We start from the raw sequence: 22,095 nt of genomic DNA, 5'->3' as shown, positions 1-22,095 counted from the left end.
CGCTCAGGCCGCCAACGCGTCCTGGTTGGGATGCAACTGTTGAATCAGGCTGGGCACATCCAGGATCAGCGCGACATCGCCGCTGCCCAGGATGCTGGAGCCACTGATGCCCTTGACCTGTGCGAAGACCTTGGACAGCGGTTTGATCACCGTCTGCCATTCGCCCAGCAAGGTGTCCACGACCAGGCCGAAGCGCTGCGTGCCCTGGCGGATCACCACGATGCTTTCGCGCGCCGGCGTCCTGCCGCCGAGCGCGAACAGTTCACGCAGGCGCACATACGGCAGCACGCTGCCGCGCAGGTCGATGTAGTCGCTGGCGTAGTCGGGCGTGAATTCCACGCACTCTTCCACCACATCCAGCGGCACCACGAACACGGACTTGCCCACGCCCACCTGGAAGCCGTTGATGATGGCCAGCGTCAACGGCAGGCGCACCGAGATGGTGGTGCCCAGCCCGGCAGCGCTGTCGATCTCGACCGTGCCGCGCAGCGCAGTGATGTTGCGTTTGACCACGTCCATGCCGACGCCGCGGCCGGACAGGTTGGTGACCTTTTCGGCGGTGGAAAAACCCGGCTCGAAGATCATCGCGAACACTTCGCGGTCGCTGAGCTGGCGGCCGGGTTCGATCAGGCCGCGTTCCAGCGCCTTGGCCAGGATGCGGTCGCGGTTCAAGCCGCCGCCGTCGTCGGTGATCTGGATGACGATGCTGCCGGAGTCGTGATACGCGTTGAGGCCCACCGTGCCGCGTGCGGGCTTGCCACGCGCCACGCGCACGTCCGCCGGCTCGATGCCGTGGTCCATCGCATTGCGCACCAGGTGGGTCAGCGGGTCGCCGATCTTTTCCACCACCGACTTGTCCAGTTCGGTGTCTTCGCCGGCCACGACCAGCGCGATGTCCTTGCCGAGTTCGCGCGCCACATCGTGCACCACGCGCTGGAAGCGGCTGAATGTGCCGCCGATCTTGACCATGCGCAGCTGCAGGGCGCTTTCGCGGACCTCTTCCACCAGCCCGGCCAGGATCGAGGCCGATTCCAGCAGTTGCGCATCGCCGGTGCGCTGTGCATTGGCGTTGGTGCTGGACACGGCAATGATGAGTTCGCCGACCAGATCGATCATGCGATCGAGCTTGTCGGCATCCACGCGGATCGAGCGCGCATCGTTGTTGCGCCCGCCGGCGTCAGGCGCATTGCGGGCCGGCGCCGAAGCGGCATTTGCCGCATTGGGCACGGCCGCAAGCGCGCCGGCCGGTGTTGCGGCAAGCACCGGCTCGCTGACCAGCAGCGTGGCGGCATCGGTCGGTGCAGGCACTGCGGCGATGTCCAGGTCGCAATCGTCGCGGACGAATTCGAACACGTCTTCGATCGCGGCGCGGTCGGCGTCGCTGCGCAGCAGGATCTGGAAGCCGAGGTAATTGGCTTCCGGGTCGAGGTCTTCAAACCGTGGCAACTGGCTGTAGTCGGTACCGATCGATTCCACCGAGCCCAGGCCACGCAGATTGCGGATCAGCTTGAGCGGCGAGTTGCCGAAGCGCAGGGCATCGGCGAAGAGTTTGAGCGAGATGCGCCAGTAACCGCTCTGTTTTTCGGGCGTACTGTGCTGGATGGCGGCGGCGGTGACGCCGCAGGCGCTGCCTTGCAGGTAGGTCTGCAATTGCGCCAGCAGCGGTTCGGCTTCGGCAGCCAGCGCATCGGCATCGGCATGGCTGGGGTCGGCGGCGGTCTCCACCAACGCGTGGATATGATCGCAGCACACCAGCAGCAGCCCGATCAGTTCCGAGCTCAACACGAGCGCGTCCTCGCGCACCAGATCGAGCACGCTTTCCACCACATGGGTAAAGCCGACCAGCTGCGGCAGATCGAACAAACCGCCCGACCCCTTGATGGTGTGCGCGGCGCGGAAGATCGCATTGACCGCATCCGGCGAGGAGGCGCCACGCTCGGCTTCGAGCAGGTGCCGTTCCATGTCTTCGAGCAGGTCCCGGCTCTCGGCCAGGAAGGTCTGCATCAGTTGGTTCATGTCCATGCGCGCGTCACCAGTCCGTTAGTGAATGTGTTCGCCGAGGCCGGCAACCGCATGCGGATACAGCGCTTCGAGCAGGCCGAGCAGTTCGATCACATCGACTACCGCACGGCTGGAATCGGTCAGCGAAAATGGCCGTCCATCGGCCTGGATCGCCTGCTTGGTGGCCAGCAACAATTGCAGGCCGGTGGTGTCGATTTCGCTCACCGCCGCCAGATCCAGATGCACGCCACCCGGATGCGCCAACGCCGGCTGCAACAGCGGCTTGAGTTCGGCAGCGCGGCGAATGGTCATCTCGCCCTCAAGGGCAAGCGTCAGCGGCGCGGGCAGGTCGGGAGATGGAGTGTTCATTGGTGCCTCAAGCGATGGCGCACGTTGGGTGCGATGACGCGGGGGAGAAGGGCGCGGTGACATGGAACTGCGTATGGGTCTGCACGCAGGGTCATGCCGGTCTATGCAGGTATCGGCGCCTCGCTGGAATATTTAGGACAAATTCAGCCGAATGACGGAAATGCGAAATCATCGGCAGTTTTTGAATTAACTGCTCAGCTTTGTCGCAACCAGACTCATAAGGCGTTTGTCCCGGACAGTCCCCTGGACAAGGCACGCGTGTCTAGACGCACGGCAGGGCAGTGCACTTAGCAAGGGCAAGGGTTGCGAGCCCGTTGCGGGTGATGCAGATGGGCGCGATATCGGAACAGGCGCGCGCGCACGTCATGCAAACGGTGGCGCTTGCCGGCCTGCATGGTGCCCGGTGTTGTTGAGTCTGTTTGCAACGCCGTCAAACGCAGCGTTGCGCTTCAGCCCGGTGCCAGCGCAGCCATCAAACCGCGTGCGGCATTGAACCGATCCGCTCCTTCGGGCAGCGGCAGCTTGATGCGCAGTTTGTCCGGGCCATCCATGGTGTAGAGCTTGGGCTGCTTCTGGATCATCTGGATGATGGTCATCGGGTCGATCGACGGCTTGGCCTCGAACACCAGACGCCCGCCATTTTCGCCAAGATCCAGCTTGCGGATACCCAGCGCGTTGGCCTGCAGCTTGAGCTCGGCAATGGCGAACAGGTGCTTGACCGGGTCGGGCAGCAAGCCGAAGCGGTCGATCATCTCCACCTGCAATTCGCGCAACGCATCGGGGTCGCGCGCACTGGAAATGCGCTTGTACAACGTCAGCCGCGTATGCACGTCGGGCAGGTAATCCTCGGGAATCAGCGAGGCCACGTGCAGCTCCACCTCGGCGCCACGCGCCTCTTCGCCGGCATCCAGGTCGGGCAGCTTGCCCTGGCGGATGCTGCGTACCGCGCGCTCCAGCAGCTCGGTGTACAGGCTGAAACCGACCTCGGCCATCTGGCCGCTCTGGTCTTCGCCGAGCAATTCGCCGGCGCCGCGGATTTCAAGATCGTGCGTGGCCAGCGTAAAGCCCGCGCCCAGCTCGTCCATCGAGGCGATGGCTTCCAGGCGTTTTTCCGCATCGGAGGTCATCGAGCGCCGGTCCGGCACCACCAGGTACGCATAGGCGCGGTGATGCGAACGGCCGACGCGGCCGCGCAGCTGATGCAACTGCGCAAGACCGAAGCGGTCGGCGCGGTTGATGATGATGGTGTTGGCATTGGGGATGTCGATGCCCGATTCGATGATCGTGGTCGACAACAGCACGTTGAAGCGCTGCTTCTGGAAATCCAGCATCACCCGTTCCAGCTCGCGTTCGGGCATCTGCCCGTGCGCGATACCGATGCGCGCCTCCGGCACCAGTTCGGACAACTCGCGCTGCATGCGTACGATGCTTTCCACATCGTTGTGCAGGAAGTACAGCTGCCCGCCGCGGCTCAGCTCGCGCTGGAATGCCTCGCGCAGCAGGGTGTTGTCCCAGGCGGTGATAAAGGTCTGCACTGCCAGCCGGTTCGGCGGCGGGGTGGCGATGATGGAGAGATCGCGCAAGCCGGCCATGGCCATATTGAGCGTGCGCGGGATGGGCGTTGCGGTGAGCGTGAGCAGATGCACGTTGGCGCGCATCGCCTTGAGCGCTTCTTTTTGCCGCACACCGAAGCGTTGTTCCTCGTCGACCACCACCAGGCCCAGATCCTTGAACTTCACATCGGGCTGCAACAAGCGGTGCGTGCCGATGATGACGTCGATGTCGCCGCTGGCGACCTTCTCCAGCTCGGCCTTGATTTCCTTGGTGCTCTTGAAGCGCGACAGCACTTCCACCTTCATCGGGTAGTCGGCGAAGCGGTCGCGGAAATTGCGGTAATGCTGTTCGGCCAGCAAGGTGGTCGGCACCAAGACGGCGACCTGCTTGCCGGCGCTGGCGGCGGCAAAGGCGGCGCGCACGGCCACTTCGGTCTTGCCGAAGCCGACATCGCCGCAGACCACGCGGTCCATCGGCTGGCTGCTGCCCAGGTCGCGCAGCGTCGCATCGATGGCCGCCAGCTGGTCGGCGGTTTCCTCGAACGGAAAGCCGGCCGCGAACGGCTCGTACATCGCCCGGTCCACCTGCAAGGCCAGACCGGCGCGCGCGCGGCGGCGGGCCTGGATTTCCAGTAACTCGGCTGCCACGTCGCGGACCTTTTCGGCGGCCTTGCGCTTGGCCTTGGTCCATTGCTCGCCGCCCAGCGAATGCAGCGGCGCGGTTTCGGCCGAGGCACCGGAATAGCGGCTGATCAGGTGCAGCTGCGCCACCGGCACGTAGAGCCGGTCGCCCTTGGCGTATTCGATTTCCAGGAACTCGCCGGGCATGCCGCCGGCGTCGAGCACGATCAGCCCGCGGTAGCGGCCCACACCGTGATCTTCGTGCACGATCGGCGCGCCTTCGGACAGTTCGCCCAGGTCGCGGATGATCGCTTCCGGCTCACGCCCGACCCGGCGCGTGCGGCGCGGCTGGTTGGCCCGCTCGGGAAACAGCTGGCGCTCGGTCAGCACCGCAATCTGCGGTTCGTCCAGCGCAAAGCCGTCTTCCAGCGCTGCCACGGTGATGCCGAAACGCAGTTTGGGCGCCGCCAGGAAAGCCGGCACATCGGTCACGACATCCGGTTTGAGCTGGGCGGCGGCCAGCACTTCCATCAGCGCTTCGCGGCGGCCGGCCGAATCGGCGGCAACCAGCACACGGCCCGGGTAATGGCCAAGGAACGACGCCAGCGCCTGGCCGGCCGGCGCGTCCTTTGCGGCAACCGGCAGCGGCGGCAACGGTTGCTCGCCGAGCGCGGCGGCCTCGTCGATGCGCGCGTGGTCGCTGGCCCACACCTCGATACGCGCCAGCTTGTTGAGCCGCTCGCGCAATGCGTCTGGCGATTGATACAGCTCGTCCGGCGGCAGCAGCGGGCGTTCCACATCGTGGCGGCGCTGCTCGTAGCGATTCTGCGCCTGCGCCCAGAACGCATCGGCTGCGTTGGACACGCCGGTGGCAACCAGCGGCAACACGCGCTTGTCCAGATAATCGAACAAGGTGGCGGTCTTGCTGAAGAACATCGGCAGGTAATACTCGACGCCCGACGGCGCCAGGCCCGATTTCAGATCCTGATACAGCGCGCTGCGGCGGGTATCCACGTCGAAACGTTCGCGCAGGCAGGCCAGCACCCGCTCGATGCTGGCATCGTCCATCGGCACTTCGCGGCCGGGCAGCAGTTTGACGGCATCGACCTTGTCCAGCGAGCGCTGCGATTCGGGGTCGAAGACGCGGATCGAGTCGATATCCTCGTCCAGCAGCTCCACCCGCAACGGCGTGGATTCACCCATCGGAAACACATCGAGCAAGCCGCCGCGCACGGCAAAATCGCCCGGGTCCATCACCTGCGGCACGTTGCGGTAACCGGCGCTTTCCAGTCGGCGTTTTTCCGCATCCAGATCCAGCCGCTGCCCGACCTTCAGATCGAAACTGCCGCCGACGATGTAGCTCAGCGGTGCCAGCTGCTGCATCAGCGTCTGCACCGGCACGATCACCACGCCACGGGTCAGGCCGGGCAGGCGGTGCAGGGCGGCCAGGCGCTGGCTGATGATTTCCGGGTGCGGGCTGAACTGGTCGTAGGGCAGGGTCTCCCAATCGGGGAACGGCACTACCGGCAGCGTCGCATGCTCGCCGAGCAAGGCATGCAGATCCGCCTCGATCTGATGCGCGCTCTGGTTGTCGCGTGCGATCACCAGCAGCGGACCGGTATGCGCCTCGGCGGCCCGCGCGATCGACCAGGCCAGCGCAGTCGGCGAAGACGGAGCGCGCCAATAGGCGCGGAGCTGGCCGGACTTGGGCAGCGGCGGAGAGGGGAAAGTGGTTGGCGACGGCATCAGCCGGCGATTTTATCAGAGCGACCGCTGCGGCCGGTCCATCCGGCGTGAAACCCGGCCCCGGCCGCCTGCGCGCAAGCGCGCCGCAGAGCCCCGCCTTACGTATCGACATGCTTGTACCGGGCAACCCCTGGCAAGCAACCGGTTGGACCAGATGCAGGCGGGAGCGCAGTCGAAAGCCTAGTCAAAATCCCGGTCGGTCGAGAGCGCGGTGCCCTCACCGCTTGCGGGACACGCCGCAAGTACGTCCCTGTAGGCTCGGTGGCGGCATCCATGCCGCCACACGGTCCCGCAAGCGGCGAGGGCACCGCACCAGACAGTTGGTCGGCGGTTTTCTTGAAGGCGTGTTGTTCGGCCTGCGGTGGCAGGCGGGACGTTTTCAGGTTGCGCGTTAAAAAGCCTGTCTGTTGCTCGGCTTGCGGTGGGAAGGTGGTGGGAAGCCGGTCGACGCACACGGATCCAACCAGCGCATGTCATGCCTTGCTCTTAAATTAGGCACACCGACCATCTCGACGGGTCCTTGCCCGCCCACCGTCGCGTAAGAGCCTCCATGGACGGATTCACGGCGTGTCCTGCGATGGTGGGCGGGCAAGGGCCCGGCAGCCAAGCCGCAGATCAACCGCTCCAAGCCGCTTCACGAATCCCAAATCCCGAATCCCCAATCCCAGCCCCTCAGGCATCCAGCTCGAGCACCATGCGCACCAGCTCCGGCGAATCCGGATGCGCCTGCGGCTTGAAGCCCAGCGATTCGGCCAGCTGCAGCATCGGCACGTTGCTTTGCAGCACGTCGCCAAACAGGCAGTCCAGATACTTGCGGCGCGCCCACTTCACCAGTTTGCGCATCAATTGCCGGCCCAGGCCCTGGCCGGCGACGAAGCTGCTGACCAGGATGGTGTATTCGGCCTGGCGGGTGCCGGGCACCAGCGCCGCACGCGCCACTGCGCCCACCAGGGCTTCGCCCGGGGGCAACTGCTCGGCGGCGACCAGCACGATCTCGGTCTTGGGATTGGGATGGGTCAGGCGCTGCACCATCTCCGGGGTGATTTCGGCGGAGGAGCGCACGAAGCGCGCGCGGATTTCCTCCGGTCCCAGCAGGCTGAAAGCCCCCTGCAGCGGCGGGCCGTCCTCGGGACGGATCGGGCGGAGCAGAAGGGTGCGGCCATTGGGCAGGCTGAAGTTTTCATGCCAGGGGGGCATGCGATTGCGAATGGCCATGACCGGTGTTCCTTAAAGATCGGAAGATTCTGGCACCAGCCCGGCGCGCAACCGTGAATGAATCCGGTGCGCCGCAGAGGGCCAACAGGGGGTGGCAGTGCTTCCCACGCAACTGTAACGAGCCGAGCCGTGAGCCAGTCGTGAGAGTGTCGGGACAGGCGCTGGCCCGGTGCGGTCAATCCACGTCCGGGCGGCGACGCGGCAACCGGCGATTCTGCGCGCCATCCCGGCGGCCGGGCGATCAGTCCGGAACAGCCCGCGCTGGCATGCAGCGCATGCCGCGAGTCGGCACCAGGGGCCTGGCGTGGTGACAGTCAGCGGCCTGCCGACGCATGCCGTCCCGCTGCGGCCGCCACGGCCACGGCGACGGCTGGCGGCGGATCAGGCGTCCTGCCGCAGCCACTCCAGCCGGGTCGAGGCGCCGGGTTCGCCCAGGTGCTTCTTCAGCACCGGCAAGGCCGGCGCCAGCACCTGGTCGAACTGCCAGGGCGCGTTGACGATCAACAGCCCGCTGCCGGTCAGGCGCAGCGGCGAGTCGTCCGGGCGTACCTGCAGCTCGGCCACCAGCACCGACTTGGCCGGCAGCGTGGCGGCCTTGCGCATGAACGGCTGCAGACTGCGGCGCAGCTTGATCGGGTACCAGACCATGCAGATCGCCTGCGGCCAGCGTGCCAGTGCCTCGCGCACGCTGTGGATGATCTGCTGGTACTCGGCTTCCTGCGACTCGTAGGGCGGGTCGATCAGCACCAGCCCACGGCCGATCCTGGCGTCGCCGGCACGCGGCGGCAAAAACGCGCGGATGGCGGCATAGCCATCGCCGGCATGCACGCGCACGCGGCTGTCCTTGGCGAACAGGCCCTTGAGCGCCTGAGCCTCGTCCGGCTGCAACTCGCAGAACGCCATGCGGTCCTGTTCGCGCAGGGCCTGGGCGGCCAGCAGCGGCGAGCCGGGGTAATGATTGAGCTGGATGCCGGCCGTGGGGCGCGCCGGCTTCTGTCCGGGCGTGGCGGGGCGGGCAACGCTCTGGTTGTCGGCCTGCACGGCGCGCAGGTAGCGTTCGACCACTTCAGGCAAGGTGGATTCGGCCATCAGTCGCATCACGCCGTCATCGGCCTCGTTGGTCTTGCGGCTTTCTTCGCCGCCGAGTTGGTAGCGGCCGCGCCCGGCGTGGGTGTCGAGCACGAAGAACGGCGTGTCCTTGCGCTTGAGGGTGTCGATCAGCGCCAGCAAGGCGATGTGCTTGAGCACGTCGGCATGGTTGCCGGCATGGAAGGCGTGGCGATAGTTCATCCGGGAAGTGTAGAGCGTGCGCGGCCCTTTGCGCTGCGCGCTGGTATGCGGTGTGGTGGGATGTACCGGCGGCGTGGCCGTGAGGGCGGCACGCCAGGATGGCGGCGCCGCCCCGGCCATCTGTCGCCAAAGCCTGCGGGCTTCTACGGCCTGGCCGCACGCGCGCTATTGGCCGCACCGGCATGCGGCTATGCTGCGCGCCATGTCCGACACTTCCGTCCGCGTGCTCGTCGTCGAAGACGAAGCCGCCATTGCCGATACCGTGCTCTACGCGTTGCGCAGCGAAGGCTATGCGGCCGAGCATTGCCTGCTGGGCCGCGAGGCACTGGCGCGGCTGCGTGCCGACCCGGCCGATCTGGTGGTGCTGGATGTCGGCCTGCCGGACATCAACGGCTTCGAGGTCTGCCGCACCCTGCGCAGTTTCAGCGAGGTGCCGGTGATCTTCCTGACCGCGCGCAACGACGAGATCGACCGCGTGCTCGGGCTGGAACTGGGCGCCGACGACTACATGGCCAAACCGTTCTCCCCGCGTGAGCTGGTGGCGCGGGTGCGCGCACGCCTGCGTCGCCGCAGCGTGGCGGCAGTGGCCGAACCGGGCTGGCAGCCGCATGGCGCATTCGCGATCGACCGCGAAGGCAGCCGCATCCGCTATGGCGATGCCTTGTTGCCGCTGACCCGTTACGAATACGCGCTGCTGGCCGCGTTGCTGCAACGGCCCGGTGCGATCCTGAGCCGGGCGCAGTTGATGGATCGCGGCTGGGATGCCAGCGCCGACAGCGCCGATCGCACCGTCGATACCCATATCAAGACGCTGCGCGGCAAGCTGCGCCTGGCCGGCGTGCCGGCCGACCCGATCCGCACCCACCGTGGCCTTGGCTACGCACTGGAGCTGTAGGCGATGGGCCGGTCTGCGCGTGCTGGGTTGAGCGGAGCGGCGCGCTGACATGCGGCTAGGTCTCAAGCTGTTTCTGGGGTTTTTCCTGATCGTGGGCCTGGCCGCGTTCTTCGTGATGCGGGTGTTCGTCAACGAGGTCAAACCCGGCGTGCGCCAGGCGATGGAATCCACGTTGGTGGATGCGGCCAACGTGCTGGCGGAAATGGCCAGCAGCGACCTGGCCGCAGGGCACATCGTCGACGGCCGTTTTGCGCGCAACCTGGCGCAGGCGCAGCAGCGCGAGCCCAAGGCCTGGGTGTGGCGCTTCCGCAAGAACCATGTGGATTACCGCGTCACCGTGACCGACGCGCGCGGCGTGGTGGTCTTCGACTCGCTGGGCCGCGACGTGGGCCGCGACAACTCGCGCTGGAACGATGTCTACCGCACCTTGCGTGGCGAATACGGCGCGCGTTCCAGCCCGGAACTCGATGGCGATCCGACCGCAACGGTGATGCATGTGGCTGCCCCGATCTACGCGCCCGACCAACCCGGCAAGTTGATCGGCGTGCTGACGCTTGCCCAGCCCAATCGCAGCATCGACCCGTTCATCGAAGCCAGCCAACGCAACATCCTGCAGCGCGGTGCCTGGTTGATCGGCATTTCCGCATTGATTGGCGTCCTGATGACGTGGTGGTTGATGCGCGGCATCGGCCGGCTCAACCGCTATGCGCAGGCCGTGAGCGCCGGCATCCCGGTGCCGCCGCCCAAACCGCGCGGCGATGAAATCGGCGACCTCGGTCAGGCGCTGGAAACCATGCGCCGCAAGCTGGAAGGCAAGGCCTACGTCGAGCATTACGTGCAGTCGCTGACGCATGAAATGAAAAGCCCGCTGGCGGCGATCCGTGGCGCATCGGAGCTGTTGACCGAACCGTTGCCGGAAGCCGATCGCCAGCATTTTGTTGCCAGCATTCGCGCGCAGGAACAACGGCTGACCGAAACCATCGACAAGCTGCTCGCGCTGGCCGAGGTGGAACAGCACGGCTGGCTGCAGACGCGCGAGCGCATTGCCGTGGCCGGCGTGCTGCAGGCGGCGTCGGAGGCAGTGGCGCCGCGCGCCACCGCGGCAGGCGTGCAACTGCAGGTTGCCGCGCTGCCCGATTCGGCCGGCGAGCAGTACGTATCCGGCGACGGGTTTCTACTGCGTCAGGCGTTGATCAATCTGCTGGAAAATGCAATTGCGTTTTCGCCCCAGGGCAGCAGCGTGCTGCTGCGTGCGCAGATGGACGCAGGGCAATGGCGGCTGTCGGTCGAAGACAGGGGCAGTGGTGTGCCCGATTACGCCATCGAACGCGTCTTCGAACGCTTTTACTCGCTGGCGCGCCCACAGACCGGGCAACGCAGTTCCGGCCTCGGCTTGCCCTTCGTGCGCGAGGTGGCGCGCCTGCACGGCGGCGATGCGGCGCTGGGCAATCGCGCCGGTGGCGGTGCGATTGCGACCCTGCGCTTGCCGATCGGCTAAGCGCAGCTGACACGACGCGAGCCTGGTCAGATGGGATGGCCAATGCGCAGGAGCCAGGAAGTGCACGTGCTACATGCTGATTGCACGCGCCGGCTGCGCAGTCGTCTTGGCAACCGCTGGTAGCGGCCTGGTCGAATTTCGTGCAGCAGTATCTCGCTGAGAGCAGCGGCCTCCCGGTGCGGAATGCGGCATGCACTAGTGCACATGCCGTATCCGTATCAGCCGCGCATCACCGCGCGCATCCGCAACGCGCTAATGCACCACGTCGGCGCCGATGACGTCCTTGGCAACCACTGACCAGGACAGCTTGCCAAACCCTTTGTTGCCCCACTCGGTGCCCCAGCTGTTCTCCACGATCAGCCCATCGCTGTCGTAACCCAGTGCAATCACCGCATGCCCGCCCAGGATCGGCGTCTTGATGTCGTAGTCGACCTGGTTGCTGGGTGTGAGGTCCTCGAAACCCTGCCGGACATAGAAGCCGATGGCGACCGGCGTGGACGCGGCCAGTGCAAGTTTGATCTGCTCGATCAGCGGTCGCCCGCCATTGCCATCGCCTGCATACAGCACGGTGTATTTGCGATAAGGCGTGGGGTTCCTGGCCGCGTTGGCGCGGTCGGCGGCGGTGGGCGGGTTCTTCCAGTTGTAGTCGCCCCACGAATAATGCTGTTCGGTGTCGATACCTTGCGCCAGTGCGACATCCAGTGGAGCTTCCAGCGTGGAGCCTTCATCGACACCGCCGTTGACCTGGCTGTAGAGATACATCGGCGCAAAGCGGGTTTGCGCCTGTTTGCTGGCGTTGGCATACCAACCGGTCAGGGTGTGCGCGGTGGCCCATGATGCGCAGGATCCCACCTGGCCTTGATCGCCCGGTGCGATCGCCCAGGCAGTCAGGTCCACCGATGCGGGAAGGGGTTTGGCCGCACTCGCGGATCCGAACAACGGGGTGACCGGCTGCATCAACGCAGATGGTTTCAAACCCATTCCGTGCATTGCCGCCTGCGCCGCAGCGGAGGACAAACTCAGGGCGGCGAGCACGCAAAGCGCAAGTGAACGTTGCTTGTTCATGGAAGGCAGACTCCAGATGAAAAGAGGGATGCAGTTGCGCGCACGTTTGAAACCACTGCCGGCAAGCTGGCACGCGGGTGGAATGGCACCAATGCGGTGCACGCAAGGGACGAGGAAGAACGACACAATCGGAAAGCCGTGAGCCAGACAACTCAGAACACGATTGGATGGCTTTGAAGTGCGTAACTGCGTGCCCATCCTTGCGCCTGGCGCGAACGGGCGCGGCGGTGATGCGAAGTGTCATCGGTGAAACGGAAGCGTACGGCGGGCCTGCGTTGCAGTTTTAGGGCTGGAAACCCGGATTTCCCGTGTGCGTCACAGTGTCGGCCGCCACCCGTGCAGAGGTGGCACTTCACATTCGCTTCAAATTGACCTCAAACCCCCGACACCGGCGCCTTGCACCCTGGCCATCTCCCAGAACGAGGATGGCCGATGAAATCCCTGAAACTGTTGTTGCGGTTCGCCACCATCGGCGGGCTGATCCTGTTGTTGCTGATTCCCTTGTTGCTGATTCGCGGCACCGTGCAGGATCGCGCGCAGTACCGCGACCAGGCGGTGGAGCGGGTGGCGCAGAGCAAGGCCGGCGAGCAGCAGTTCATCGCGCCGGTGCGGGTGCTGCCGTACACCGAAGACGTGCAGGTGACCGAGCCGGACGAGGAAGGCAAGCCACACAAGGTCTGGCGCAAGCGCGATGGGCAACTGCTGCAGACCCCGCGCACGCTCAACCTGAGCGGCGAGCTGACCCCGTCCGAGCGCAAGATCGGCCTGTTCCGCGTGCAGGTGTATTCCTGGAAGGCCAAGCTCAAGGCCGAATTCGACCCGTTCGAGTATCCGGCCGTGGCCGGGCGCAGCTATGGTCAGCCGCATCTGGCCGTGGGCATTTCGGACGTACGTGGCCTGGTCGGCACGCCAACGCTGCGGGTGGACGGCCGCACGCTTGCGCTGGAAAGCGGCGCTGGCGGCCTGGCATCGCGCTCGGCCGGCATTCACGCCGATCTGCAGCCCTTGGGCGATCCGCTGGCCGGCAAGCTGGTCGATGGCAATACGCTGGACATGGCATTCGTGCTGGATGGCACGCGCAGCCTGGCCATCGCGCCGATTGGCGACAACAACGAGATCGCTTTGCGCTCGGCCTGGCCGCACCCGCTGTTCGGTGGGCGCTTCCTGCCGAATGCGCCGACCATCGGCGAGCGCGGTTTCGATGCGAGCTGGTCGTTGTCCTCGCTGGCGACCGGTGCGCAAACGCAGCTGCAGTCGTCGCAGTCGTCGCTGGATACGCTGGAAGTGCGTCTGGTCGACCCGGTGGATGTGTATACCCAGGCCGATCGCGCCAGCAAGTACGGCATCCTGTTCGTCGTGCTGACCTTCGTGGCGTTCGTGCTGTTCGAACTGATCAAGCGCTTGCCGATCCATCCGTTGCAATACCTGCTGGTCGGCCTGGCGCTGGCGATCTTCTTCCTGCTGCTGCTGAGCCTTTCCGAGCACATCGCGTTCTGGCAGGCGTATCTGGTGTCGGCGGCGGCGTGCATCGGCCTGCAGTTCTTCTACCTGTCCGGTGTGTTGCGCAGCTGGGTGCGCGCTGCCGGGTTCTCGGTGATGCTGACGGCGTTGTATGGCGTGCTCTATAGCCTGCTGGTCTCCGAAGACAACGCGTTGCTGATGGGCTCGCTGCTGCTGTTCGGCATCCTGGCCAGCATCATGTGGGTGACGCGCAAGGTCGACTGGTACGAGCTTGGCAACAGCCTGCGCTGAGGTCGGCATGCGCGCACATGCACAGGTGTACCGGCGGGCGCAGCGTCTGTTGCCCGCCGGAATCGACACGGTGGCGCTGCTTCCCGCAGCGCCACTACCGCAATGGGAATGCTCGCCGCTGTCGGCATTGCCGCTGGCGCGCGAGGGCCGCCGTGGTGTGATCGGCCTGCGCCTGCATGCGCGCACCGCGCAGGCATTGCGCGTGGATGGGTGCGGGTTTTTGCAGGCGGCGCGGCGGCAGGCGCCTTCAGCGGACGCAGCGGTTCGTGGCTACGGGCCGTGGCAGCGCTTGAGCAACGGCAGTTACTGGGCGCGCAGCGTCGATGCGCTGCTCGGGGTGCTGGTGGCCCAGGACGACGCGGCGGTGTGGCTGATGTGGCAGCAGCCCGACAACGCCACCCAAGACCACGGCGGCTGGCTGCGTTGAGCCGTGGCAGCGCAGCAGCGCGACGCGGCCTGGCTTACCATGGCCGCATGACCGGCACCTCCCTGATGGTTGAGACAGTTCACGGCAACGCGGTGTTGCCGTATCTGGATGCGGTGGCGCAGCTGCGCATCGCGGTGTTCCGCGCATGGCCATACCTGTACGACGGCGATGCCGGCTACGAGCGCGATTATCTGGCCGCCTATGCCGCTTCGCCCGACAGCGTCTTCGTGCTGGCGCGCGATGGCGAGGCTGTCATCGGCGCTTCCACCGGCCTGCCGCTGCTCGACGACAGCGAGGCCTTCCATGCGCCGTTTCGCGCCTGCGGCATCGACCCGGCCAGCGTGTTCTATTTTGGCGAGTCGGTGTTGTTGCCGGCATATCGCGGGCAGGGTATCGGCCACGCCTTCTTCGACCGTCGCGAGGCGCATGCCCGCGCATTGGGCCGCTTTGCGCGCACCGCGTTCTGTTCGGTGGAGCGCACAGCGGACGACCCGCGCAAGCCTGCCGACTATCGGCCCAACGATGCGTTCTGGCGCAAGCGCGGCTACGCGCCGCAGCCGGGCATGCAGGTGCGGCTGGAGTGGGCGGAGTTGCAACACGGGCAGATCGACCACAGCTTGAGTGTGTGGACGCGTGCGCTGAACCCTTGAGCGTGGCGTAGCCGATCATGGTGGTGTGCACCATTGCCTCACTCCAGCGCCGTTAGAGGAATCTTGCCGATGAATGCTCCCCTCACCGTTGCCGTTGCCAGATATCCGATCGGCAAACCCGCGGATTTTGCCGCCTTCGCGGCGCGCATGTCGGCCCTGATCGGCGAGGCCGCGGTTGCCGGCGCGCGGGTGGCGGTGCTGCCGGAATATCTGTCGCTGGAGCTGGCGGCCAGCTTCGGCACGCAGGTGTCGGCCGGCCTGCCGGAGTCGTTGGCGGCCATCCAGACGCTGCGCGCTGCCTGGTTGGAGCTGTTTGCCGGCCTGGCGCGGCAGCACCGCTTGCATGTGATTGCCGGCAGTTTTCTGCTGGATCTGGGGCAGGGGCGCTACCGCAATCGCAGTGACTGGTTCGCGCCCGATGGCGGCCATGGTTGGCAGGACAAGCTGCAACTGACCGGCTTCGAAAAGGCGACCGGGCTGATCGAGCCGGGCGATGCGTTGAAGGTATTCGACCTGGATGGGGTACGTGCGGCGATTGCGATCTGCTACGACAGCGAATTTCCGTTGCCGGTACGTGCCCAGTACGAAGCCGGCGCGCGCCTGTTGATCGTGCCCAGTTGCACCGACACTGCCGCCGGCGCCACCCGGGTGCGGGTCGGGTGTCTGGCGCGGGCATTGGAAAACCGCATGTTCGTCGCGCAATCGGTCACCGCCGGCGAGGCGCCCTGGAGCCCGGCGCTGGACGTCAACACCGGCGAGGCGGCGGTGTTTGCGCCGATGGATGTGGGATTCCCCGCCGACGGCGTACTGGCGCAAACCGACGCCGACGCCGTCTGGGCATATGCCGCGCTGGACTTCGATGCGTTCGAGGCCAGCCGCGCGCACGCGCAGGTGGCCAACGACCGCGACTGGCCGGGCCAGTTGGCGCCGCAAGTGGCGCGTGCCAAGCTGGCCGCGTTCGATTGACCAAGCACGATTGATTGCGACCTGCAGTGTGCGCAGGCGCGGCGGCTGCAGACGCGACGGGGGCCTTGGCCCCTGCCTCCGTCGGCCGCGACCGCGCAGCCATCTGCACAGGTGTTCAATCGCCCAGCCTTGCAATACCACCCACCAGGTTCCCATGCTCAAGAAAACCCTGATTCCGCACAGCGTCCGGCTGGAGTTCGCACCCGGCGCGCTGGTGCACAGCAATCTGTCCGGCGCGGCGTTCACCGACGACTGGCTGTGGGTGGCTGGCGACGAAGCCTGCGCGGTGGATCGCCTGCGCAAGCTGCAGCCCGGCCAGCGCGAGACGCTGCGCTTCGGGCAGGGCCAGAGCTTCCCGCTGGCCGAGCTGCTGGATCTTCCGGGCGAGGCCGCCGAGGAGGCCGACCTGGAAGGCATGGGCCTGTCGGACGGCTATCTGTGGGTGATCGGCTCGCATGGTTTGAAGCGCAAGAACGCCAAGCCCGGCCGCGACGACGCCGACAACGCCAAGCGCCTGACCAAACTCAAGCTCGACGCCAACCGCCGTCTGCTGGCCTGCCTGCCGATCGAGCGCGATGCCGACGGCACTCCGCGCCTGGTGCGCGAAGCGGCCGACGGCCGCCGCGCGCTGCGGCTCAAGGGCGACGCCAAGCACAACCAGCTCACCGAGCTGCTGGCCGACGACGCGCATTTCGGCCCGTTCCTGAAGATTCCCGGCAAGGACAACGGCTTCGATATCGAAGGCATCGTGGCCGACGGCAAGCGCCTGCTGCTGGGCCTGCGCGGACCGGTGCTGCGTGGCTGGTCGGCGCTGCTGGAAATCCAGGTGGAGGCGCATGGCGACCATCTGCGCCTGGCGCCGCTGGACGAGGACGGCACACTGCTGCGCAAACACTTTTTGCAACTAGGCGGGCTGGGTATCCGCGATCTGCATTATTCCGGCGACGATCTGTACCTGCTGGCCGGCCCCACGATGGTGTTGAACGGCGAGATCCGCCTGTTCAAGTGGCCGGATGCACGCACCGTGCTGGCTGCCAACCGCGAAGCGGTGCGCTTTCAGCATGCACTGCTGGAATCGGCGGTGCTGCCGCATGGCACCGACAGCGACCGCGCCGAGGCCATCTGCAATCTGCCGCCGCAGCTGGCCGGCAAGGTCCCCAGCTGGCTGGTGTTGTACGACGCGCCCGGCCCGGCGCGCAGCGATGGCGAATGCGTGGTGTACGGCGACCTGTTGCGCAATCGCTAAGCCATGCCGACGCGCCGGCTGCAGCCTCCGTGGTGCAGCCGGCGGGTGGATCTGCAACCGCCCTGGTCGCAGCGCAGATGCGCGCGGCTGAAGGCGCTGCGCGGCAGGGTGCGGGCGTGCCGGCAGCGCCGGCCAGGGTCCCGCAGGGCCGATGCGCCCCCGACATCACTGCCGTAGCGTCCGGCCGGGCAGGGCCACGCTGCGCAAGGTAAAATCGGCGCACTCCCGTTTCGCCGAGCGTTCCATGACCTGCCGCACCCGCTTTGCTCCCAGCCCCACCGGTTACCTGCACATCGGCGGCGCCCGCACCGCCCTGTATTGCTGGCTGGAGGCGCGCCACCGCGGCGGGCAGTTCGTGCTGCGCATCGAAGACACCGACCGCGAACGCAGCACCCAGGCGGCCATCGACGCCATCCTGGAGGCGATGGACTGGCTGGGTCTGGGCTATGACGAAGGCCCGATCTACCAGACCCAGCGCATCGCCCGTTACCAGGAGGTGGCCGAGCAATTGCTGGCACAGGGCAAGGCCTATTACGCCTACGAAACCCGCGAAGAGCTCGACGCCATGCGTGAGGCCGCGATGGCCAGGCAGGAAAAGCCGCGCTACAACGGCGCCGCGCGCGAGCAGCAGCTGCCGTATCGGGACGACCCGAACCGGGTGATCCGCTTCAAGAATCCGCTCGGCGGCACGGTGGTGTTCGACGACCTGATCAAGGGCCGCATCGAGATCGCCAACAGCGAGCTCGACGACATGGTGATCTTCCGCCCGGATGGCTTTCCCACCTACAACTTCGCGGTGGTGGTGGACGATTGGGACATGGGCATCACCGAGGTGATCCGCGGCGACGACCACATCAACAACACCCCGCGCCAGATCAACATCTATGAAGCGCTGGGCGCGCCGGTGCCCAAGTTCGCGCACATGCCGATGATCCTGGACGAGCAGGGCGCCAAGCTGTCCAAGCGCACCGGCGCGGCGGACGTGATGCAGTACAAGGACGCCGGTTATCTGCCGCATGCGCTGATCAACTACCTGGCCCGTCTGGGCTGGTCGCATGGCGACCAGGAGTTGTTCACCCGGCAGGAGCTGCTGGACCTGTTCGACGTCACCGACGTCAATTCCAAGGCGGCGCGCCTGGATATGGCCAAGCTCGGCTGGGTCAACCAGCATTATCTGAAGACCGACGACCCGGCCAGCATCGCGCCGCAGCTGGAATATCAGCTCGCCAAGCTCGGCCTGGACATCGCCGCCGGCCCTGCCGCGGCCGATGTGGTGGTGGCGCTGCGCGAGCGCGTGCAGACCCTGAAGGAAATGGCCGAAAAGGCCGTGGTCTGGTACCAGCCGCTGGAAACGTACGACGAAGCGGCGGTGATCAAGCACCTGAAACTGGGTGCGGAAGTGCCGTTGGGCAAGGCGCGCGAGATGCTGGCTGCGCTGAGCGAGTGGAGTGTGGAGAGCGTGTCGGCCGCTCTGCACGCCGCCGCCGAGGCGCTGGAACTGGGCATGGGCAAGGTCGCCCAGCCGCTGCGTGTGGCCATCACCGGCACCCAGGTCAGCCCGGACATTTCGCAGACGGTGTACCTGGCCGGTCGCGAGGGTGCCTTGAAACGCATCGATGCGGCACTCATCAAGATAGGAGCGGCCTGACGCCGGAGCCTGTATGACCAAGCACACGCACACCCGAACGCACGACCAAGAGCACGCCTGCACGGCCCCGCATCACCACGTCGACGATGCCAACAGCTTCGTGCGCGCGGTGGAGCGCGCCTGCAGCGAACGCGGCCTGCGGTTGACGCCGATCCGCGCCAACGTGCTGCGGCTGATCGCCGATGCCGGCAAACCGGTGAAGGCCTACGAATTGCTGGACTGGGTGCGCGAAGGCAAGGGCGTGGGCGCAGATGCCCCGCCCACGGTGTACCGCGCGCTGGACTTCCTGATGGCGAATGGCTTTGTGCACAAGCTCGAGTCGGTCAATGCCTTCGTCGCCTGCCACCACCCCAACAGCGCCCAGCACTCGGTGCCGTTCCTGATCTGCGACCGCTGCCATAGCGCGGTGGAGCTGGAAGACCGCGACGTGGTGGCGCAACTGGAAGCGCGCGCCAAGGCGCTGGGCTTCCAGCCGCAGGCGCAGACGCTGGAAGTGCACGGCCTGTGCGCCAAGTGCGCGGTGGCGGGTTGATTGTTGTGAATCGAACCGCTGCCAGCGGTTCGGGTTAGCCACCTCGCGCAAGACGGTAACCCAAGCGCCCCTCGCTGCAGGGGCAGCTTGGGCGCGATGGGGCTTTCCCGGTGTTATTTCGGCGCGGGTACGCAGAACGCGCGCGCGCTCGTCCGCATCGTCCGCCGCCGCTCAGTCTCCGCAGGGAATGCGGGCTCCTCGTAGGAGCGGCCTTGGCCGCGACAAGGCGTGCACGCAGTGCATCAACGTCGCAGCGCACAGCTGTCGTTTCGAACCCATCCGGCAATGCATCACTATGCAGCGAAGCTCTGCCAGCAGCGCACATGGCATTGCATTGAGCATGGCGTGCGGCTCCGCCTCCTTCAGCTAATGGCACGCACCACCAGCACGTGCGGTTCGGTCGAAACTGTTTGCGCTGTCGTCCCGCACTCTGCGTCTCTCATGCGCGCAAAGGAAGCACATCACAGTGCACAGTGCGCACGTCGAAGGCCGGCAACGCACTGCCATCGATGCGCTCGACCACGTAATGCCGCCCGGTGCACGGAATCGTCGTCGATTCGATAAACCAGTGAAGTCGTGAATCACCACAGCACGTCATCCACCAAACCGCCTCCCCGTGCACGCATCCGCAACACTCAGGCCGTCGCCGGCTTACACGCATACCCCGCCAGAAAAAGATCCACCGCGCGCCGCGTTGCATCGCACAGATACTGCGGGGAAGGATCCTTGAGTGCGCCGAACAGGCATGGCATCAAGGTGTCGGCCTGCAGCAGGCCGCCGAATTGCCGGGAGGCATCGACCGAGTCGGCGTGCCGTAACAAACCCTTGTCCATCTGCTTGCGCAGGTACTGAGCCACACGCTGCATGCCTTCTTCGGGGCCGCTGTTGTAGAACAGCGCGCCGACGTCCGAGCGCCCGGACACGCCAATGATGGTCTGCCAGATGGTGATGGAGGTGGGCGCGCACAGGAAGGTGAGGATGTCCCGGCCAAAAGCATGCAGCGCCTGCTCCACTGGCGCGTCGGTGCTTTCCAGCGTCGCGATCAACGGATCGATATAGCTGTCGGCCATGGCGGTGGCCACCGCGATGAACAGTTCTTCCTTGGACGGGAAATAGCCGTAGAGCGTGCGCTTGGAGCCGCCGACCCGGGTGGCGATCTGCGACATCGAGGCGCCTTCGAAGCCCAGTTCGAGGAACACCTCGCTGGCCGCCTGGACGATGGCGTCGCGTTTTTCTTCGGTTCTGACCCGCATCAACTCACTCCACTTTTGAAGTTTAAGTATACCGATTGGGCAGAAATGCTTGACGGCTACGGACACGCTTATTAGGATACCGAACCGTACCGTTTAGATTTCACCCTTACTGTCCCTCCGGAGACATCCTCGTGCGTTCTCATGCTTCGTTCCGCCTGCCGCTGCTCGCCGTTGTCGTCACCGCCCTGCTGAGTGCCTGCGGCAGCCCGCCGGGCGGACCGCCACCGGAAGAGGGCACGCCGGAGATGGCCGTGCTGACCGTCCAGCAGCAGCCGGTGTCGCTGACCACCGCGCTGCCGGGGCGTACCGTGCCGTACCTGATTGCCGAAATCCGCCCGCAGGTCGGCGGCATCGTGCAGTCGCGCCAGTTCACCGAGGGCGGCAACGTCAAGGCCGGACAGACGCTGTACCAGATCGATCCGGCGACCTACCGCGCCAGCTATGCCAGCGCCCAGGCCACCCTGGCCAAGGCGCAGGCCAATCTGCGCACCGCCAGGCTCAAGGCCGAGCGCTACACCGAGCTGGCGCAGATCAAGGCGATCAGCCAGCAGGAAGGCGACGACACCGCTGCGGCGCTGGGCCAGGCCGAAGCCGATGTGGCTGCCGGCAAGGCCAGCGTGGAGACCGCCCGGATCAATCTGGCCTTCGCCCGCCTGGACGCGCCGATCTCCGGCCGCATCGGCCGCTCCAGCGTGACGCCGGGCGCGTTGGTGACCGCCAACCAGTCCACTGCACTGACCACCATCCAGCAGCTGGACCCGATCTACATCGACGTCACCCAGCCCAGCGCGGCGGTATTGCGGCTGAAGCAGGCGATGGCGCGCGGCGACCTTGAGAAGGCCGGCGAGGGCGCGGCCAAGGTCTCGCTGCTGCTGGAAGACGGCAGCGCCTATCCGTTGCAGGGCCAGCTGGCGTTCTCCGATGTCACCGTCGATCAGAACACCGGCTCGATCACCTTGCGCGCGGTGTTCCCGAACCCGAACGCCGATCTGCTGCCGGGCATGTATGTGCGCGCGGTGCTGCAGGAGGGCGTCAAGCAACATGGCCTGCTGGTGCCGCAGCAGGCGGTCTCGCGCAATGGTGCCGGCAAGCCGACCGCATTCGTGGTGGGCGCCGACCACAAGCTGCAGTTGCGTGTGCTGGAGACCGACCGTGAAGTCGGCGACCAGTGGCTGGTGCGCAGTGGCCTGAAGCCCGGCGAACAGGTGGTGGTCGAAGGCGCCTCGCGTGCGCGCGACGGTATCGAGGTCAAGACCGTGCCATGGCAGCCCAAGGGCACGCCCGCTGCCGCTGGTCATGCTGCCGGTGCTGCTGGCACTTCTTCCGCCCCGACCGCACCGCGTGCGGCCAACTGAGGCGGGATCACAC

The 22,095-nt window shown here is 66.3% G+C and carries 17 protein-coding genes; 10 read left to right on the top strand and 7 right to left on the bottom strand.

The genetic code is table 11. The annotated features are described in order from the left end of the window. Window positions 1-3: 3 nt before the first annotated feature. The 5 genes from VZ068_RS14175 to rlmJ all read right to left on the bottom strand — a co-directional run bounded on the left by VZ068_RS14175 (window position 4) and on the right by rlmJ (window position 8,795). A complete protein-coding gene (locus tag VZ068_RS14175; RefSeq protein ID WP_349655651.1) occupies window positions 4-2,022 on the bottom strand; it encodes a chemotaxis protein CheA in 2,019 nt (672 codons plus the stop codon). Window positions 2,023-2,040: 18 nt separating this feature from the next. Continuing rightward, on the bottom strand, window positions 2,041-2,370 hold the full coding sequence (locus tag VZ068_RS14170) for an STAS domain-containing protein (protein WP_055849799.1): 330 nt from the start codon (window positions 2,368-2,370) through the stop codon (window positions 2,041-2,043). Between the two features lie 449 nt (window positions 2,371-2,819). Next, complete coding sequence (gene mfd, locus VZ068_RS14165; protein WP_349655650.1) at window positions 2,820-6,290, bottom strand: transcription-repair coupling factor; 3,471 nt, start codon at window positions 6,288-6,290, stop codon at window positions 2,820-2,822. Window positions 6,291-6,962: 672 nt separating this feature from the next. Continuing rightward, complete coding sequence (locus tag VZ068_RS14160) at window positions 6,963-7,505, bottom strand: GNAT family N-acetyltransferase (RefSeq protein WP_055849802.1); 543 nt, start codon at window positions 7,503-7,505, stop codon at window positions 6,963-6,965. Between the two features lie 381 nt (window positions 7,506-7,886). Next, entirely contained in the window at window positions 7,887-8,795 is a 909-nt protein-coding gene (gene rlmJ, locus VZ068_RS14155; RefSeq protein ID WP_349655649.1) for a 23S rRNA (adenine(2030)-N(6))-methyltransferase RlmJ, read from the bottom strand. Between the two features lie 190 nt (window positions 8,796-8,985). On the opposite strand from rlmJ, the gene creB reads away from it, so the two are divergent. Together creB and creC are read left to right on the top strand one after the other, a co-directional pair. Next, window positions 8,986-9,690: a two-component system response regulator CreB gene (gene creB / locus VZ068_RS14150; protein WP_259151567.1), complete on the top strand. Its 705-nt coding sequence runs from the start codon at window positions 8,986-8,988 to the stop codon at window positions 9,688-9,690. Window positions 9,691-9,739: 49 nt separating this feature from the next. Continuing rightward, entirely contained in the window at window positions 9,740-11,188 is a 1,449-nt protein-coding gene (gene creC, locus VZ068_RS14145) for a two-component system sensor histidine kinase CreC (protein WP_349655648.1), read from the top strand. 252 nt (window positions 11,189-11,440) lie between these two features. On the opposite strand, the gene VZ068_RS14140 is transcribed toward creC, so the two are convergent. Beyond that, a complete protein-coding gene (locus tag VZ068_RS14140; protein WP_349655647.1) occupies window positions 11,441-12,253 on the bottom strand; it encodes a C1 family peptidase in 813 nt (270 codons plus the stop codon). Between the two features lie 432 nt (window positions 12,254-12,685). Between VZ068_RS14140 and creD the strand changes: the two genes are divergently transcribed. The 7 genes from creD to VZ068_RS14105 all read left to right on the top strand — a co-directional run bounded on the left by creD (window position 12,686) and on the right by VZ068_RS14105 (window position 19,474). Continuing rightward, the gene (creD, locus tag VZ068_RS14135; protein ID WP_259151563.1) at window positions 12,686-14,005 is read left to right on the top strand and encodes a cell envelope integrity protein CreD; all 1,320 of its coding nucleotides are present in this window, start codon (window positions 12,686-12,688) and stop codon (window positions 14,003-14,005) included. A gap of 7 nt (window positions 14,006-14,012) precedes the next feature. Further along, window positions 14,013-14,432 (top strand): hypothetical protein, encoded by a 420-nt coding sequence (locus VZ068_RS14130; protein WP_259151561.1) that lies wholly within the window; start codon window positions 14,013-14,015, stop codon window positions 14,430-14,432. A gap of 47 nt (window positions 14,433-14,479) precedes the next feature. Beyond that, window positions 14,480-15,082, top strand: a complete 603-nt coding sequence (locus tag VZ068_RS14125; RefSeq protein ID WP_259151559.1) for a GNAT family N-acetyltransferase — start codon at window positions 14,480-14,482, stop codon at window positions 15,080-15,082. A gap of 69 nt (window positions 15,083-15,151) precedes the next feature. After that, on the top strand, window positions 15,152-16,048 hold the full coding sequence (locus VZ068_RS14120) for a carbon-nitrogen hydrolase family protein (RefSeq protein ID WP_349655646.1): 897 nt from the start codon (window positions 15,152-15,154) through the stop codon (window positions 16,046-16,048). A 154-nt stretch (window positions 16,049-16,202) separates the two neighbouring features. Further along, complete coding sequence (locus VZ068_RS14115; RefSeq protein ID WP_349655645.1) at window positions 16,203-17,294, top strand: DUF3616 domain-containing protein; 1,092 nt, start codon at window positions 16,203-16,205, stop codon at window positions 17,292-17,294. A gap of 244 nt (window positions 17,295-17,538) precedes the next feature. Further along, window positions 17,539-18,942 carry a glutamate--tRNA ligase gene (gene gltX / locus VZ068_RS14110; RefSeq protein WP_259161213.1) on the top strand — a complete coding sequence of 468 codons (1,404 nt, stop codon included), beginning with the start codon at window positions 17,539-17,541 and terminating at the stop codon, window positions 18,940-18,942. A 13-nt stretch (window positions 18,943-18,955) separates the two neighbouring features. Then, a complete protein-coding gene (locus VZ068_RS14105; RefSeq protein ID WP_349655644.1) occupies window positions 18,956-19,474 on the top strand; it encodes a transcriptional repressor in 519 nt (172 codons plus the stop codon). Between the two features lie 635 nt (window positions 19,475-20,109). On the opposite strand, the gene VZ068_RS14100 is transcribed toward VZ068_RS14105, so the two are convergent. Beyond that, window positions 20,110-20,727, bottom strand: coding sequence for a TetR/AcrR family transcriptional regulator (locus VZ068_RS14100; RefSeq protein WP_349655643.1), 618 nt, complete (start codon window positions 20,725-20,727; stop codon window positions 20,110-20,112). Between the two features lie 131 nt (window positions 20,728-20,858). Here VZ068_RS14100 and VZ068_RS14095 point away from each other — a divergent pair, with 131 nt between their 5' ends. Next, a complete protein-coding gene (locus VZ068_RS14095) occupies window positions 20,859-22,082 on the top strand; it encodes an efflux RND transporter periplasmic adaptor subunit (RefSeq protein WP_259161179.1) in 1,224 nt (407 codons plus the stop codon). The last annotated feature ends 13 nt before the right edge of the window (window positions 22,083-22,095 follow it).

Source organism: Xanthomonas sp. 10-10, assembly GCF_040182365.1.
GTDB lineage: Bacteria > Pseudomonadota > Gammaproteobacteria > Xanthomonadales > Xanthomonadaceae > Xanthomonas > Xanthomonas arboricola_F.
Note: the sequence above shows the minus strand (reverse complement) of the source record. Positions and strands in the feature narration are given on the sequence as shown.